10 protein-coding genes and 1 tRNA gene are annotated in these 15049 nt (G+C 74.0%); 5 read left to right on the forward strand and 6 right to left on the reverse strand.

The annotated features are described in order from the left end of the window. The first annotated feature begins 185 nt into the window (after positions 1-185). Positions 186-2246, forward strand: coding sequence for a phosphocholine-specific phospholipase C (locus ACFY2K_RS32135; RefSeq protein ID WP_380594454.1), 2061 nt, complete (start codon positions 186-188; stop codon positions 2244-2246). A 24-nt stretch (positions 2247-2270) separates the two neighbouring features. Here ACFY2K_RS32135 and ACFY2K_RS32140 read toward each other — a convergent pair whose 3' ends face one another. Continuing rightward, positions 2271-3050 (reverse strand): phosphoribosyl-dephospho-CoA transferase MdcG domain-containing protein, encoded by a 780-nt coding sequence (locus ACFY2K_RS32140; protein ID WP_380594452.1) that lies wholly within the window; start codon positions 3048-3050, stop codon positions 2271-2273. 140 nt (positions 3051-3190) lie between these two features. Here ACFY2K_RS32140 and ACFY2K_RS32145 point away from each other — a divergent pair, with 140 nt between their 5' ends. Then, positions 3191-3403, forward strand: a complete 213-nt coding sequence (locus ACFY2K_RS32145; protein ID WP_375883320.1) for a hypothetical protein — start codon at positions 3191-3193, stop codon at positions 3401-3403. Positions 3404-3424: 21 nt separating this feature from the next. Here the strand turns inward: ACFY2K_RS32145 and ACFY2K_RS32150 are convergent, their stop codons facing one another. After that, positions 3425-6646: a S41 family peptidase gene (locus tag ACFY2K_RS32150; protein WP_380594450.1), complete on the reverse strand. Its 3222-nt coding sequence runs from the start codon at positions 6644-6646 to the stop codon at positions 3425-3427. A 204-nt stretch (positions 6647-6850) separates the two neighbouring features. Between ACFY2K_RS32150 and ACFY2K_RS32155 the strand changes: the two genes are divergently transcribed. Then, entirely contained in the window at positions 6851-8500 is a 1650-nt protein-coding gene (locus ACFY2K_RS32155) for a chitinase (protein ID WP_380529787.1), read from the forward strand. 48 nt (positions 8501-8548) lie between these two features. Here ACFY2K_RS32155 and ACFY2K_RS32160 read toward each other — a convergent pair whose 3' ends face one another. From ACFY2K_RS32160 to ACFY2K_RS32175, 4 genes are all read right to left on the reverse strand, one after another. Further along, positions 8549-9175, reverse strand: coding sequence for a DJ-1/PfpI family protein (locus tag ACFY2K_RS32160; protein ID WP_380529785.1), 627 nt, complete (start codon positions 9173-9175; stop codon positions 8549-8551). Further along, on the reverse strand, positions 9175-10176 hold the full coding sequence (locus ACFY2K_RS32165) for a GlxA family transcriptional regulator (RefSeq protein ID WP_380529783.1): 1002 nt from the start codon (positions 10174-10176) through the stop codon (positions 9175-9177). Before ACFY2K_RS32165 ends, ACFY2K_RS32160 begins: the two co-directional genes overlap by 1 nt. A gap of 129 nt (positions 10177-10305) precedes the next feature. Beyond that, positions 10306-10379, reverse strand: a tRNA-Lys gene (locus ACFY2K_RS32170). A gap of 61 nt (positions 10380-10440) precedes the next feature. Beyond that, a complete protein-coding gene (locus ACFY2K_RS32175; protein WP_387716184.1) occupies positions 10441-11349 on the reverse strand; it encodes an NADP-dependent oxidoreductase in 909 nt (302 codons plus the stop codon). Between the two features lie 192 nt (positions 11350-11541). On the opposite strand from ACFY2K_RS32175, the gene ACFY2K_RS32180 reads away from it, so the two are divergent. Beyond that, on the forward strand, positions 11542-13125 hold the full coding sequence (locus tag ACFY2K_RS32180; protein WP_375883333.1) for a Na+/H+ antiporter: 1584 nt from the start codon (positions 11542-11544) through the stop codon (positions 13123-13125). Between the two features lie 242 nt (positions 13126-13367). Further along, positions 13368-15029, forward strand: a complete 1662-nt coding sequence (gene pgi / locus ACFY2K_RS32185) for a glucose-6-phosphate isomerase (RefSeq protein ID WP_380529780.1) — start codon at positions 13368-13370, stop codon at positions 15027-15029. Positions 15030-15049: the final 20 nt, after the last annotated feature.

Genomic DNA, 15049 nt, shown 5'->3' on the forward strand with positions numbered 1-15049 from the left:
GGAACCTCCTCGACCGATCAGCCTGGCGTTCAGCCCGGCGTCGCTCGGTGACCCACGGGCGAACAGTCCGACAAACCTGCTGCGCGCATCTGGTGGCCCGCTCCGGTGGCGGTGGAGACTGCTCCGCGATCGATGGCCCCCGAGTTGTGTACACAACATCGCCAGTGAAGGGACGGACCGGACTGATGGCCGAGTTGAGTCGTAGAAAGTTCGTCACGCTGTCCGGCGCCGCCGCGGCAGGCCTCGCGGTGGCCGGCGCCGGCGCCGGGGCCGAGGACGCCGCGGCCGCCTCCAGCACCACGCTCAGCACCACCGGCACCATCACCGACGTGCAGCACGTGGTGATCCTGATGCAGGAGAACCGCAGCTTCGACCACTACTTCGGCACCCTCAAGGGCGTCCGCGGCTTCGCCGACCGGGCCGCCATCCAGATCTCCGGCGGCTACAGCGTCTTCAACCAGCCGAACGGGCTGTTCGCCCGCCAGTACCCGTGGGCCTTCAACCCCTCCGGCGCGAGCGGCTCCCCGGAGACCCAGGCGCAGTGCAACGGCGACCTCTCGCACGCCTGGTCCGACCAGCACAAGGCCTGGAACGGCGGCAAGATGGACTCCTGGGTGTCCGCCAAGGGCACCGTCCGCACCCTCGGCCACCTCCAGCGCGGCGACATCCCGTTCCACTACGCGCTGGCCGACAACTGGACCATCTGCGACGCCTACCACTGCTCGGTGCTGAGCGCGACCGGCCCCAACCGCACCTACCACTGGAGCGGGACGATCGACCCGGCCGGCACCGCCGGCGGCCCCGCCTACGACGGCGGCTCCGAGTCCAACCTGCGCTGGCAGACCTACGCCGAGGCGCTGGAGGCCGCCGGCGTCAGCTGGAAGGTCTACCAGAACGCCGCCGACAACTTCGGCGACAACGCCCTCGCCTACTTCAGCCAGTTCACCGGCGCGGCGGCCGGCAGCCCGCTGGCCGTCAAGGGCATGGGCTCGGTGCCCAAGGTCACCGGCCGGACCCCGGACGACATCGCCGCCGCGATCCGCTCCGACGTGCTGAACGGCACCCTGCCGCAGGTCTCCTGGATCGTCGCCGACCAGCAGTCCTCCGAGCACCCCTACGCCACGCCCGAGGACGGCGCGCACTTCGTCCACCTGGTCATGGACTCCCTGAACGCGGACCCCAACGTGTTCAACTCCACCGTCCTGCTGATCAACTACGACGAGAACGACGGCTTCTTCGACCACGTCCCGCCGCCGGCCGCGCCCGCGGGCACCGCGGGGGAGTTCTACAACTCCACCAACATCGGCCTCGGCTTCCGCGTCCCGCTGATCGCCGTCTCCCCGTGGACCCGCGGCGGCTGGGTCAACTCCGAGACCTTCGACCACACCTCGGTGCTGCGCTTCCTGGAGGTGTGGACCGCCGCCCTCGGCACGCCCGCCACCAGCCCCAACATCAGCGCCTGGCGCCGCCAGGTCTGCGGCGACCTCACCTCGGTCTTCGACTTCGCCAACCCGGTGTACGGCCTGCCCGCACTGCCCGACACCTCGCAGACCATCGGCCTGGCCACCTGCGGCCCGCTGCCCAACCCCTCACCCGCCGACAACGCGCTGCCCGCCCAGGAGCCCGGCACCCGCCCGGCCCGCGCCCTGCCGTACCAGCCCAACGCCAACCTGGACCACCTGGAGTTCGGCTCGGGCGGGGTGATGAAGGTCTGGATCGCGATGGCGAACACGGGCACCGCGGCCGTGAACTCCGCGCACTTCGCGGCCTACGCCAACGCCTACCGCAGCGGCGGGCCCTGGCAGTACACCGTCGCCCCGGGCGCCAGCACCAGCGACTTCTTCAACTGCGGCACCAACTTCGGCGGCGGCCCGTACGACCTCACCGTGGTCGGCCCCAACCGCTTCCTGCGCCGCTTCAAGGGCGACGCCACCAAGGCGGGCAAGAACGCGGCCGTCACCGCCTCGTACGCGGTCGAGCCGGGCAGCGGCAAGCTCGCCGTCTACTTCAAGCTGGCCAACTCCGGCACCGCCCCGATGACCTTCACCATCACCTCCACCAACTACCGCACGGACGGGCCCTGGACGTACCGGGTCCCGGCCGGCGGCAGCGTCAGCGACTTCTTCAACGCGGTCGCCTACAACAACGGCTGGTACGACTTCACCGTCACGGTGGACGCCGACAGCAGCTGGTCGCAGCGCTTCACCGGCCACCTGGAGACGGGCGCGCCCAGCGTCAGCGGCTGACCGTCCCGGTCGGACCGTCCCGGTTCACGCGTACGGGCCCCGGGGGAACCACGGATCGTGGACCTCCCGGGGCCCGGACGGCGTCAGCAGGGTGACGGTGAGCGGCCCGGCCGCGTACTCGGCGAGGTGCACCGCGCCGTAGCGGGTCTCCAGCTCGGCCTGCACCGGCACCGGCAGCTTGCTCAGCGCCCGCCGCAGCTGCAGCGCGTCCCGTCGGCTGACCGGGTGCGGGGTGCGCAGCACCAGCCGCAGCGGGCTGAGCGGTCCGGCCACCGGGACGCCGGTGCCCAGCTCGTAGCCGACCGCGCCGATCGGGCCCCAGGCCAGCCGGTGGTCCGCGACCAGCCGGCCGACCTCCGGCAGCAGGGCCAGCGCCGGGACACCGGTGACCCGCCCGGGGTCCAGCAGTTCCCGCCGGCCGACCAGCTGCTCGGGCCGCAGGGTCCGGGCCACCGCGGCCCAGGGCGCGAGGGCGTCCAGTCGCTGCCCGGGGCGCGGGCCGCGGACGGTGACCGGGATCCAGTGCTCGGGGGCGGCCTGCCGGCCCCGGGTGCAGCGCCGCGGGCGCGGGACGTCCACCGGGGCGTCGGCCGGCGAGGGCGCCCGGCCGACGGTGACCCACGGGTGCGCCCGCAGTACGGCCCGGGCCCAGTCCGGCAGCTCGCCGCCGGCCAGTGGGCGCAGCGAGCTCGGGCACTGCATCAGCAGCAGGTCGTGGGGGCCGGGCAGCCGTCCGTCCAGCGCGGCCAGCGCGCCGACCCGGCGGCGCGGTCCGTCGTGCAGTTCCTCGGTCGAGTTCCTCACACCGCCACCCTCCGCCCGTCCCGCGCCGCCCGGCTACGGCCCTTGGGCGCGTCGGGCCGGGACCAAAGGCTCAACGTGCGACCGCCGACTCCCGGTGTGAGAGTGGGGGACAGCCCGGTAATCCGTTCGGAGGAGGAGTCATGGGCATCCTCGACAGGATCTTCCACAGGGGCCACGAGGCCGGTGGCGCGGAGGCCGCCGAGCGTGCCGCGCTCGCCCACGACGAGGCCGCCGACGCGTACAGCGACGAGGTCGAACGGAGCAGGCAGACGCAGGAGCGGACGGCCGCCCAGGAGGAGGCCGACCGGCGCGCCGCCGAGAACATGACGGCCGAGGGCGACCCCTGGGACTGAGCCCGGACGGGCCCGCCGCCGTCAGCGCTCCCGCGGCGGCAGCGGCGGGCGCCGCAGGTCGGGCCGGGGCGTGGACTCCGGCGGGGGCGCCGCGGCCGGGGCGTCCTCCAGCAGGTCCAGGGCCAGTTGGACGGCGGTGACCAGCTCCGGGTGGCGCCCCCGCGCCCAGTCCCGCGGGGTGCGCAGCACGTGCACGTCCGGCTCGACGCCCCGGTTCTCCACCGACCAGCCGAGCCCGCCGCTGAACCAGGAGGCGTTCTTCGGCACCGAGATCTGGGTGCCGTCGCCCAGGGTGTGCCGCCCGGTCATCCCGACCACTCCGCCCCAGGTCCGGTTGCCGATCACCGGGCCGAGGCCGAGCAGCTTGATCGCCGCGATGATCACGTCCCCGTCCGAGCTGGTGGCCTCGTCCGCGAGTGCCACCAGGGGGCCGCGCAGGGCGTGCCGGGGCCAGCGGACGGGCTGGCGGTCGCGGCTGAAGTCCCAGGCGAGGACGTGCCGGGTGAGCTTCTCCAGGACGAGTTCGGAGACGTTGCCGCCGGCGTTGCCGCGTACGTCGAGGACCAGCGCGGGCTTGTCCAGTTCGCGCCGCAGGTCCCGGTTGAACTGCGCCCAGCCGGAGCCGCCGAGGTCCGGGATGTGCAGGTAGCCGCACCGGCCGTCGCTGAACTCCCGTACCAGGGAACGGCGTTTGGCCACCCAGTCCTGGTAGCGGACGGCCCGTTCGTCGGTCAGCGGGGTGACGGTGATCCGCCGCACCGGGCCGTCCGGGCCGCTGCGCAGGGCGAGTTCGACGGTGGTGCCGCCGGTGCCGGCCAGCAGCGGCAGCGGGCCGCGCACCGGGTCCACCGGGCGGCCGCCGACCTCCAGCAGTTCGTCGCCGTCCCGGACGCCCTGGGCGGCCAGCGGGGCGCGGGCACGCGGGTCGGAGGACTCGCCGGGCAGCACCCGGTCGACCAGCCAGCGGCCGTCGGGGGCGCGGTGGGCGTTGGCGCCGAGCAGGCCGAGCGGCTGCTGGGCGAGGCCGGGGCCCTCGGCGCGCCGGGAGGGGGTGACGTAGGCGTGCGAGGTGCCGAGCTCGCCGAGGAGTTCGCGCAGCAGGTCGGCGAAGTCGTCGGGTGAGCAGACGCGGTCCAGCAGCGGTTCGTACTGGGCGACCAGCGCGGGCCAGTCCAGGCCGGACATCCGCTCGTCCCAGAACTGGTCCCGGACGATCCGGGCCGCCTCGTGGTACGCCTGGCGCCACTCGGCGGCCGGGTGCACGGTGTGGGTGATCCGGCGCAGGTCGACGGCGGTCCCGGCGGAGGGGGCGGCGACCGGGATCACCCGCAGCGTCCCGGCCGAGTAGACCGCGATCGAGCCGCCGTCCCCGGAGACGGCGTAGCCGTCCAGCTTGTCGACCAGGGTGCTGCGGGTGCCCCGGGCCAGGTCGAAGTGCTCCAGGGAGGGGCGGCCGGAGGTGTCGTCGGGGTTGGCGAAGGTCTGCCCGAGGGTGCCGGAGATCGGCCAGCGCAGCCAGACCAGGCCACCGCGCACCGCGTCGGTGGCCGAGTACTTGGAGGCGATCACCGGGAACTGGAGCAGCCGCTCGCCGATGCCCGCCGGGTCGACCCGGACGGTGCCGTCGCCGTCCCCGCGCGGGGCGGCCTCCTCGGCGGGCGCGGCGAACGGGGAGGGGGTGTCGGCGGCGAGCGGGACGAGGTACGGGCGGCAGCCGACCGGGAAGGAGAGGTCGCCGGTGTGCACGTCGTGGACGGGGTCGAAGCCGCGCCAGGACAGGAAGGCCAGGTAGCGGCCGTCCCGGGTGAACACCGGCTGCTCGTCCTCGAACCGGCCGTCGGTGACGTCGGTGGTCGGGGCGGGGGCGTCGGTGCGGGTGAGCCGGATCCGGCGCAGCGAGCGCCCGGCGGCCGGCTGGGACCAGGCGACCCAGTGCGAGTCGGGGGAGAACCGGGCGCCGGTGACCGGCCCGTGCTCGGAGGCGGCCAGTTCGCGCACCGCGCCGTCCTCGGCGGAGACCAGCAGCAGCCGGCCGTCCGAGGTGGTGGCGGCGAGCCGGGAGCCGTCGGGGGCGGCGGTGAGCTCCAGGACCCGGCCGAGCCGGCCGGCGGCGAGCACCCGGTGGCGGTGGGCCGTCGTCTCCTGGTGCGACGCCGTCTCCTGGTGGCCCGGCAGCGGCATCACCTCGATCGCGTCGGCGCCCTCGGCGTCGGTGATCCAGGCCGCCTCGCCGGTGTGCCCGAGCACCACCGGCAGCCGGGTGCGCACCCCGGGGGTGTCGGCGAGCGCCCGGGCCGGGCCGTCCTTGTGGGTGAGCCAGTACTGGCTGCCGCGCACGGTGATCACCCCGGCCCGGCCGGTCCGGTCGCAGGCGAGGTCCTTGACCTGGGAGGCCGCACTGACCTGGTACGGGCGGCGGCCGGCCCGGGCGCCGCCGAGCGGCACCCGCAGCCGGTGCGGGGCGGGGGCGTCCAGGCCGTCCAGCAGCCAGAGGTCGCCGGCGTGCTGGTAGACGATCCGGGTGCCGTCGGTGGCGGCCTCGCGGGCGTAGTAGGAGGCGTGGTCGGAGTGCCGGCGCAGGTCGGTGCCGTCGGGGCGGCAGGAGTAGAGGTTGCCGATGCCCTCGTGGTCGGAGAGGAAGGCGATCCGGTCGCCGACCGGCATGGGGGAGGCGAGGTGGCCGGTGTGCCCGGGGAGGATCGGCTCGCCGTCCACCCAGAGCCGGCCGGTCGCGCCGCCGCGGTAGCGCTTCCAGGCGGCGGGCTCGTGCGGGGCGGCGCCGGTGAGCAGGACGGTCCGGTCCCGGCTGAGCTGGGCGTCGCCGACCGGGCCCCAGGGCATCCGGCGGCCGGGGGAGCCGTCGGGCGGCAGGGCGTGCGCCCAGGTGTAGTGGCCGAAGGGCTCGTGGAAGGAGGTGACGGCCAGCACCTCGCCGTCCGGCAGCCAGCCGCGCACCCGGGTGTCCTGGCTGCCCCAGTGGCTGAGCCGGCGGGTCTCGCCGCCCTCGACCGGGGCGGTCCACACCTCGGGGGTCAGGCCGAGCCAGCTGGTCCAGGCGAGGGTGGTGCCGTCGGGGGAGAAGCGGGGGTGGCTGACCCGGGTGCGGTCGCAGCCGACCCGCCAGGCCCGGCCGGTGGCGGCGGCCCCGGGCTCCAGCGGGGCGATCCAGACGTCGTCCTCGGCGGTGAAGGTGAGCAGGCCGCCGTGCAGGTGGGGGTGGCGGAGGTAGCCGGGCGGGGTCACTCCTCCATCCTTCGACGGGGTGTCACCCGCGGCAACCGGAGACCACCCTCCCGCACCGGTCTGGACCATTGACAGCGCACTGCCGGATCCATTTCAGTGGTCTAGTCCAACTTGGGTGCCAGGCCGGGCCGTTCCCCCCACTGGCGCGTGCTCCGGCGTGCCCTCGGACGTCCCCCACGACCGTGCCACCGCAGGAGCACCCGCATGCGCAGAACCCTGAGAAACGGCCTCGCCGCCGGCACCGCCTCCGCCCTCGCCGCGGCCACCCTGGTCGGCGTCACCCTCGGCCTGGCACCCGCCGCCTCGGCCGGCGAGTTCCTGGTCAACGGCGGCTTCGAATCCGGCTCGCTCGGCCCCTGGAGCTGCACCGGCAACTCCGGCAGCGTCGTCACCAGCCCGGTGCACGGCGGCAGCCACGCGCTCGCCGCCGCGGCCACCGCGGGCGACACCGCCCAGTGCGCCCAGACCGTCGCCGTCGCACCGAACACCACGTACACGCTCAGTGCCTGGGTCAACGGCTCCTACGTCTACCTGGGCGTCGACGGCGGCGGCCCCAGCACCTGGACGCCCGGCACCGGCGGCGGCTACCAGAAGCTCAGCCTCGGCTTCACCACCGGTGCCAACCAGACCACCGCCACCGTGTACACCCACGGCTGGTACGGACAGGGCACCTACTACGCGGACGACGTCTCGCTGGACGGCCCGGGCGCCCCCAGCCCGACGCCGACGCCGACGCCGACACCCACTCCGACTCCGACCCCGACGCCCACGCCCACGTCCACGCCGACCGGGACCCCGACGGGCACGCCCACCGGGACCCCGACCGGGACCCCCGCCGGCAACCACACCCTGGTCGGCTACCTGCACGCCAGCTTCGCCAACGGCGCGGGCTACACCCGGATGGCCGACGTCCCCAACTCCTGGGACATCATCGACCTCTCCTTCGGCGAGCCCACCTCCCCGACCTCCGGCGACATCCGCTTCAACCGCTGCTCGGCCACCGACTGCCCGACCGTCGAGTCCGACGCCGACTTCAAGGCCGCCATCGCCGCCAAGCGCGCCCAGGGCAAGAAGGTGCTGATCTCGATCGGCGGCCAGAACGGCCAGGTCCAGCTGACCACCACCGCCGCCCGGGACACCTTCGTCAGCTCGGTCTCGGCCATCATCGACAGGTGGGGCCTGGACGGACTGGACATCGACTTCGAGGGCCACTCGCTCTCCCTCGACACCGGCGACACCGATTTCAAGAACCCGAAGAGCGCGGTCGTCGTCAACCTGATCTCGGCGCTCAAGACCCTCAAGGCCAAGTACGGTCCGGGCTTCGTGCTGACCATGGCGCCGGAGACCTTCTTCGTCCAACTCGGCTACCAGTACTACGGATCCGGCCCCTGGGGCGGTCAGGACCCGCGCGCCGGGGCGTACCTGCCGGTGATCTACGCGCTGCGCGACGACCTCACCCTGCTGCACGTCCAGGACTACAACTCCGGCTCCGTCATGGGCCTGGACAACCAGTACCACTCGATGGGCGGCGCCGACTTCCACGTCGCGATGACCGACCTGCTGCTCAGCGGCTTCCCGGTGGCGGGCAACACCAACAACGTGTTCCCGCCGCTGCCCGCCTCGAAGGTCGCCATCGGCATGCCGGCCACCACCAACGCGGGCAACGGCTACGTCGCCCCGGCCGAGGTGGACAAGGCCCTGGACTGCCTCACCAAGCTGGCCAACTGCGGGACGTACGTGCCGCGTTCGGGTGCCCAGCCGAAGCTGGCCGGGCTGATGACCTGGTCGGTCAACTGGGACCAGTTCGGCGGCCGGGAGTTCTCCAAGAACTTCGACGCCTACTTCGGCCGCTGACCGGAGGCGGGGTCCGCACCCGTCGGGCGCGGACCCCGCGCGGCGCCGTCAGGCCGTCAGCAGCCGCTTCGCCCCCTCCACCACCGCCGGGGAGGCCTTCGCGAGGGAGCCCGCGGCGTACGGCGGCTGCGGGTCGTACTCGATGAGCAGCTGGATCGCCTGCGCGGTCCCGTCCCCGGCGATCAGGCCGGCCAGCCGCAGCGCGAGGTCGATCCCGGCCGAGACCCCGGCCGCGGTCGCGTACTTGCCGTCGACCACGATCCGCTCGGTGCCGGTGGGCTCCGCCCCGAACCGGGTCAGGCCGTCCAGCACGCCCCAGTGGCTGGTGGCCCGGCGGCCCTCCAGCAGGCCGGCGGCGGCGAGGATCAGCGAGCCGGAGCAGACCGAGGTGGTCCAGGTGGTGGTCGCGTCCACCCGGCGCACCCAGTCGAGCACCGCCGGGTCCGTCAGCTGCGCCTCCGTCCCGGGCCCGCCGGGGACCAGCAGCACGTCGGCGGAGTCCACCTCGTCCAGGGTGGCGTCCGCGGTCAGCGCCAGGGTCATGTCGGAGCGGACCGGGCCGGGCTTCGCGGCGGTGAACACCACCTCGGCCCCGGGGATCCGGGACAGCACCTCGTACGGGCCGACCGCGTCCAGGGCGGTGAAGTCGTCGTAGAGCAGGAACGCGATGCGCATCAGTGACCTCCATCGGGCTGTGGACCGCCGGCCGGTGGACCGTCGGGCCGGGAACGGAAGCGGCGGCGGTACTCGGCGGGCGGGGCGGCCACGGTCCGGACGAAGGCGCGCCGCATCGCCTCCGGGGTGCCGTAGCCGCAGGAGCGCGCGATCGCCTCGACGCCGTCGTCGGTGTCCTCCAGCAGCCGCCGGGCGGCCTCCAGTCGGACCCCGTCCACGTACCGGCCCGGGGTCACCCCCACCTCGGCGGCGAAGGCCCGGGCGAAGTGCCGCGGCGACAGCGCCGACCGCCGGGCCAGCTCCTCCACCGAGAGGTCCGCCCCGGGGTGCTCGGCGATCCACCGCTGCACCTCGCGCAGCGGCTGCCGGGCCGCCACCTGGGCGGCCAGCTGGGTGCTGAACTGGGCCTGGTTGCCCGGCCGGCGCAGGAAGACCACCAGGTGACGGGCGATCAGCAGCGCGGCGTCCCGGCCGTGGTCCTCCTCGACCAGGGCCAGCGCCAGGTCGATCCCGGCGGTGACCCCGGCCGAGGTGGCGACGCGCCCGTCCCGGACGTGGATTGGGTCCGGGTCGACCGCCACGTCGGGGAACCGGCGGGCCAGCTCCCCGCAGTACGCCCAGTGGGTGGTCGCCCGGCGACCGGACAGCAGTCCCGCCTCGGCGAGCAGGAAGGCCCCGGTGCACACCGACACCACCCGCTCGGCCCGGTCGGCCAGCTCCCGGATCCGCGCCACCAGCGCGCCGTCCGGGTGCTCGAAGTCCACCCCGCCGGGGACCAGCAGCGTGTGCACCGGCCCGACCTCGGCGAGGTCGGCGTCCGGCAGCAGGCGCAGCCCGCTGGAGCTGCGCACCGGCCGGCCGCCGGCGGAGGCGGTGGTCACCCGGTAGGCGCCCGGCTGCCCGGCGGCCGCGCCCGCCCCCGCGAACACCTCCAGGGGGCCGGTCACGTCCAGGCTCTGCACGTCGTCGTAGAGGACGACGACCACGCTGCGCGCTCTCATGCGGCCAGCCTGTCACCGGCCCGCGACGGCAGCAATGACCGGTTTCCCACCTTTCCTGCCACGGGGCGCGCGGGTACGCCGGAACGCCGAGAGGCCCCTTGCTCTCGCAAGGGGCCTCTCGGCTGTCTGTGCGCCGCCAGGGACTCGAACCCCGGACCCGCTGATTAAGAGTCAGCTGCTCTAACCAACTGAGCTAGCGGCGCCTGCTGACGTGGAGAACATTACCTGGTCAGCGGCCGAAACACACAATCGGCCCGGAGGCCCTCAGGCGGTCAGCACCACCTTGCCGCGGACGTGCCCGGTGGCGACCAGCCGGTGCGCCTCGGCGGCCTTCTCCAGCGGCAGCGTCTCGGCGATCTCCAGCCGCAGCCCGCCCGCCTCCCACAGCCGGACCAGCTCGGCCAGCCGCTCGGCGGTGCGCGGCCCGCGCAGCCCCCGGACGCCCAGCCGCTCGGCCTCCGGGTAGTCGACCACGGTGCCGATCCGGGCCCGGTCGGCGACCAGCTCGACGGAGGCGGCCAGCGCGCCCCGCCCGGCCGCGTCGAAGGCCGCGTCCACCCCCTGCGGTGCGACCGCCCGGACCCGCTCGACCAGCCCCTCGCCGTACGCGACCGGGATCGCGCCCAGTCCGCGCAGGTAGGCGTGGTTGCGCTCGCTCGCGGTGCCGACCACGGTGGCGCCCAGCGCGCGGGCGAGCTGGACGGCGACGGTGCCCACCCCGCCGGAGGCGCCGTGCACCAGCACGGTCTCCCCGGGGCCGACCCCGAGCAGGTCGAGCGCCACGTGCGCGGTCTGCCCGGAGGCGGAGAGCGCGCCGGCCTGCTCCCAGGGCATCCCGGCGGGCTTGGCCACCAGCTGGCCGGCGTCCACCGTGACCAGCTCGGCCTGGCAGCCCAGCACCCGGAAGCCCAGCACCTCGTCGCCGACCCGCCACGGCCCGGCGCCCGGCCCGAGCCGGTCCACCACCCCGGCGAACTCGTTGCCCAGGACGAACGGCTCCGCGGCCACCAGCCCCGGCGGGCGGAAGCCCTCCCGGATCGCGAGGTCCACCGGCTGGACCGCGGCGGCGTACACCCGCACCCGGACCTCTCCCGGGCCGGGTTCCGGGTCCGCCACCCCGGTGACCCGCAGGACCTCGGGACCGCCGGACCTCGGTACGGTGACCGCCTTCATGGGGTGCTCCTCTCGCCGGCACTGGCCGATCCGCTGCTCGAACGTCCCGATCCTCGGACGTGAAGTGCGCTTGAGGTCAAGGGTCCGTCCGGCGTGTCCCCGCGAATGGGCGCATTGTCAGATTTATCCTGGGCGGCGCTCAGCCGTCCGTCGCCGAACCGTCGCCGAACCGTCGTCGAGAGGAACCTCCCCGTGGGCCAGCTGCCCCTGTTCTTCCTGGTGCTGCTCGCCTCCGTGGTGACCATGCCACTCGCCCGCAAGACGGGCGTGCCGCAACCGGTCCTGATGACCCTGCTCGGCATCGTCATGGCGATCGTCCCGCAGATCCCGGACGTCAAGATCGAGCCCGAGCTGATCCTCCCGCTGGTCCTGCCGCCGCTGATCTTCGCCGTCGCCCGGCGCTCCAGCGTCCGCTACTTCAAGGCCAACGCCCGCTCGATCCTGCTGCTGGCCGTCGCCCTGGTGGTGGTCACCACCGTCGCGGTGGCCGGCACCGTGCACTGGCTGCTGCCCGCGCTGCCGCTCGCCGCCGCGATCGCGGTCGGCGCGCTGGTCTCCCCGCCCGACCCGGTGGCCGCCGTCGCGGTGGCCGGCAGCATCGGCCTGCCGCGCCGGCTGGTGGCGATCCTGGAGAGCGAGGGCCTGTTCAACGACGTCACCGCGATCGTCGTCTACTCGCTCGCCATCGAGGCCGTGGTCAGCGGCGACTTCTCGGTCGGCCACGCGGCGCTGCGCTTCGTGCTGTCCGCCGTGCTCGCGGTGGTCGTCGGCGTGGTGCTGGGCTGGGTGAACGCCAAGCTCGCCGACCGCCTGGACGACCCGACCCAGCAGGTCGCGCTCAACCTGCTGGTGCCCTTCGCCGCCTACACCGTCGCGGAGGAGATCCACGGCTCCGGCGTGCTCGCCGTGGTGATCTGCGCGCTCTACCTCGCCGAGCGGGCCTCCGACGCGGACGCCGTCGCCTACCGGCTGGTCGGCAACGCCTTCTGGGAGGTGGTCGAGATCCTGATCACCGGCGTCGCCTTCGGCCTGATCGGCCTGGAGCTGGCCACCGTGCTCAAGGAGGCCGGCCGCGGCTGGACCGGCTTCCTCGGCGACGCCGCGGTGGTCATCGCGGTCGTGGTGGCGGTCCGGCTGCTCTGGCTGCTGCCGGCCGGCTGGCTGTCGAAGAAGCTGCGCAAGAACAACGAGGAGGACACCCCGTTCAGCTGGAGGGAGAGCGTGGTGCTCTGGTGGTCCGGCATGCGCGGGGTGGCCACGGTCGCCCTGGCCCTGGCCATCCCGCTCACCCTGCACTCCGGCGCCGACTTCCCGGAGCGCGGCCGACTGGTGTTCATCGCGTTCAGCGTGGTGCTGTTCACCCTGCTGGTGCAGGGCCTGACCCTGCCCTGGCTGGCCAAGCGGCTCCAGCTGGACATCGACCAGGACGCGCACGAACAGGCGGTGCGCCGGCTGTGGTGGCGCGCCGCCAAGGCCGGGCTGGAGCGGCTCGGCGAACTGGAGGAGCAGGACAGGCTGCCGGCCGAGGTCGCCGACCGGCTGCGGGACCGTCAGCACGACCGGCTGGCCCGGCTCTGCCCGGAGAACTACGCCGAGGAGGAGGCCGCCGAGGCGAAGCAGCGGATCGCCCAGTGGCGGGCCGCCGCCGAGGTCGAGCAGGAGATGATCGCCGCCTCCCGCCGCGAGATGCTGGTCGCCCGCAGCGAACTCGGCGCCGACCCGGAGCTGGTGGACCACGTGCTGCGCGGACTGGACCTGCGCTCCGAGCGGAAGTGAACGCACCGCGAGCGGCGGGCGCAACGGAAGTGACGGGCAGTCCGGCCGCCCGGCGGCACGGCCCCCGACCGGCCGGAATGTGCACCACCCCCGCCGGAGTTGCATAGGCTGAACCCGGGCAGGCCGTCAACGGAGTCGGCGCACCACCCGTACCGCCGCAACCTCGCGAAGCCGCTCGACGACGACCGGCCCCACGCCTGGCCCTGCCGGTTTCTGCACCCAGATGAATCGAGGACCCACCGATGTCGGAGACCCGCGCCGACGCCCGCACCCCGCTCGACCGCACCCCGCAGTGGGCCGCCCTGGCCAAGCACCGGGCCGAGCTGGGCGAGACCCACCTGCGCGAGCTGTTCGCCGCCGACCCCGAGCGCGGCCGCACCCACACGCTCCAGGTCGGCGACCTGCACGTGGACTACGCCAAGCACCTGGTCACCGACGAGACGCTGGAGCTGCTGCGCGAGCTCGCCGCCGCCACCGGCGTCGCCGAGCTGCGGGACGCCATGTTCCGCGGCGAGAAGATCAACATCACCGAGCAGCGGGCCGTCCTGCACACCGCGCTGCGCGCCCCGCGCGGCGCCGTCGTCGAGGTGGACGGCGTGAACGTCGTCCCCGCGGTGCACGCCGTCCTGGACAAGATGGCCGCCTTCGCCGACCGGGTCCGCAGCGGCGAGTGGAAGGGCCACACCGGCAAGCCCATCCGCACCGTGGTCAACATCGGCATCGGCGGCTCCGACCTCGGCCCGGCGATGGCCTACGAGGTGCTGCGCTCCTTCGGCAGGCGCGACCTGGCGGTCCGCTTCGTCTCCAACGTGGACGGCGCCGACCTGCACGAGGCGGTCCGGGACCTCGACCCGGCCGAGACGCTGTTCATCGTGGCCTCGAAGACCTTCACCACCATCGAGACCATCACCAACGCGATCTCCGCCCGCGGCTGGCTGCTCGACGGCCTGGGCGCCGGCACCGAGGCGGTGGCCAAGCACTTCGTCGCGCTGTCCACCAACGCCCAGGGCGTGCAGGACTTCGGCATCGACACGGCCAACATGTTCGAGTTCTGGGACTGGGTCGGCGGCCGCTACTCCTACGACTCGGCGATCGGCCTCTCGCTGATGATCGCCATCGGCCCGGACGCCTTCCGCGAGATGCTGGACGGCTTCCACCTGGTCGACGAGCACTTCCGCACCGCCGCGCCGGAGCAGAACGTCCCGCTGCTGCTCGGCCTGCTGGGCGTCTGGTACGGCGCGTTCTTCGACGCCCAGGCGCACGCGGTGCTGCCGTACTCGCACTACCTGTCCAAGTTCACCGCCTACCTCCAGCAGCTGGACATGGAGTCCAACGGCAAGTCGGTGACCCGCGACGGCACCCCGGTCGGCTGGCAGACCGGCCCGGTGGTCTGGGGCACCCCCGGCACCAACGGCCAGCACGCCTACTACCAGCTGCTGCACCAGGGCACCAAGGTGGTCCCGGCCGACTTCATCGGCTTCGCCCGCCCCGTCGCCGACCTGCCCGACCGCCTGGCCGCCCAGCACGACCTGCTGCTGGCCAACTTCTTCGCCCAGACCCAGGCGCTGGCCTTCGGCAAGACCCCGGAGGAGGTCGCCGCCGAGGGCGTGCCGGCCGAGCTCGTCCCGCACAAGACCTTCAAGGGCAACCACCCGACCACCACCATCCTGGCCGCCGAGCTGACCCCGTCGGTGCTCGGCCAGCTGGTCGCGCTGTACGAGCACAAGGTGTTCGTCCAGGGCGCGATCTGGAACATCGACTCCTTCGACCAGTGGGGCGTCGAGCTGGGCAAGGTGCTCGCCAAGCGGATCGAGCCGGTGCTGCTCACCGGTGAGGGCGGCGGGCAGCTGGACAGCTCCACCGCCGCGCTGGTGGCCCGCTACCGCGCGCTGCGCGGCCGCTGAGCCCGGGACCGGGCCGTCCG

Source organism: Kitasatospora sp. NPDC001309, assembly GCF_042896295.1.
In the GTDB taxonomy this organism is placed as follows: domain Bacteria; phylum Actinomycetota; class Actinomycetes; order Streptomycetales; family Streptomycetaceae; genus Kitasatospora.